This window comes from Bartonella refiksaydamii (genome assembly GCF_902652675.1).
Lineage (GTDB): Bacteria > Pseudomonadota > Alphaproteobacteria > Rhizobiales > Rhizobiaceae > Bartonella > Bartonella refiksaydamii.
Genome location: NZ_LR736377.1, coordinates 1 through 1,151, shown reverse-complemented (window position 1 = coordinate 1,151; position 1,151 = coordinate 1). Strand labels below are relative to the sequence as shown.

Here is a 1,151-nt window from a genome sequence, read left to right as displayed (position 1 = left end):
GCTAAGGATTGTTGAAAGAGTTCGGCAGAATATCCTGAATTATCCGCTGCATCCCCCCATAATTGAAGCGCTGCGACACTCATGCCTAAATGTCGAGAGGCATGGTGAAGACTATCTCCTAAATGCATGGTTTTCATGGTGACGGCGGTCAAGCTTGCTACAAGCCCATCACCAGCAAGCCCTAAAACACCGGTAAAGACTGAAGCACGACTTGCTGCTGTGCCAAGAGCACTCTGAACGCCTTTAAGGCTTGCCGTCATATTTTTTACCGCAGCAGAAAAGCGCGGAATACACAATCTCTGTGAGAGTGTTTTTGACAATGTATTGAATTGCTTTTGTACACGTTTAAGAGGTGCGGTAAGTTCGTCTTCAAGAGACAACTTCACCTTTGCATCAGCAACTTTTTTACTCATTTTGTCTTATACCTTTCTGCTGCTTGTTTTCGCCAGAATATGAGTTCTTGCGGTTCCATTTCCATCATGTCTGGAAGAGACCAATGAAAAACAATGGCGATATCGGCTATGAGTTTAGCGGCGGTTTCCCAGTCGAGGTTTCCCGCCGCTTGATAAAAGACTCCAAAATCTCCCCAATGCTTGCCAAATCATCAATATCGAGTTCACCAACAGCCTCATGTGGCCATTCCGAAAGGCGCGAAACCATAGCGATTGTTTGTTCAACGCCTTCCTTCTTATCGATTGCTTGTACGTCTTTTGTTTTGGGGCGCCGTAAGGTGATTGTGGTGTGCTCTTTTCCTTCAAAGGTAACAGGGATAAGCAATTGATGTGTAATGCTTGTTTGTACTGTCATTTTTACATTCCTAAAAAGTTTTTATGTTCTGCTAATTGATTAACGCCATTGAATTTCCTCACCAAGTTGAGGACATCTATCTCAACAATTTCCATATCTTTCTGGACATATTTGAAATACTGCAATGTGAAGGTAGCTGTAGAAGTTGCTTTGCTGCCCGGTTGCCATTCTGCCATTTCAAAGCCTTTGCATAACCCTCTCATGGTAATGACAACACCTTTTGCCGGTGTGCCTTGAGCTTGCATTGAACTTCTCAATGAGATGTCAACATCAGAGCGTCCCAACAGGGACATCAACTCTGGAGAACAATCAGAAATGGTCATGGTGAGGATGAGAGTTTCAAG

3 protein-coding genes and 1 pseudogene are annotated in these 1,151 nt (G+C 43.9%); all 4 read right to left on the bottom strand.

Translation table 11 applies throughout. The features are described from left to right. Positions 1 to 413: pseudogene (locus GQO39_RS08600) on the bottom strand (phage tail protein); the annotation flags it as partial. After that, positions 410 to 472, bottom strand: coding sequence for a hypothetical protein (locus tag GQO39_RS09365; RefSeq protein ID WP_234924827.1), 63 nt, complete (start codon positions 470 to 472; stop codon positions 410 to 412). The pseudogene GQO39_RS08600 and the gene GQO39_RS09365, both read right to left, overlap by 4 nt. Before the next feature lie 47 nt (positions 473 to 519). Continuing rightward, positions 520 to 807 (bottom strand): phage tail assembly protein, encoded by a 288-nt coding sequence (locus GQO39_RS08590; RefSeq protein ID WP_156851783.1) that lies wholly within the window; start codon positions 805 to 807, stop codon positions 520 to 522. 2 nt (positions 808 to 809) lie between these two features. Next, the coding region (locus GQO39_RS08585; protein WP_156851782.1) for a phage major tail tube protein at positions 810 to 1,151 on the bottom strand (342 nt) is incomplete at its 5' end.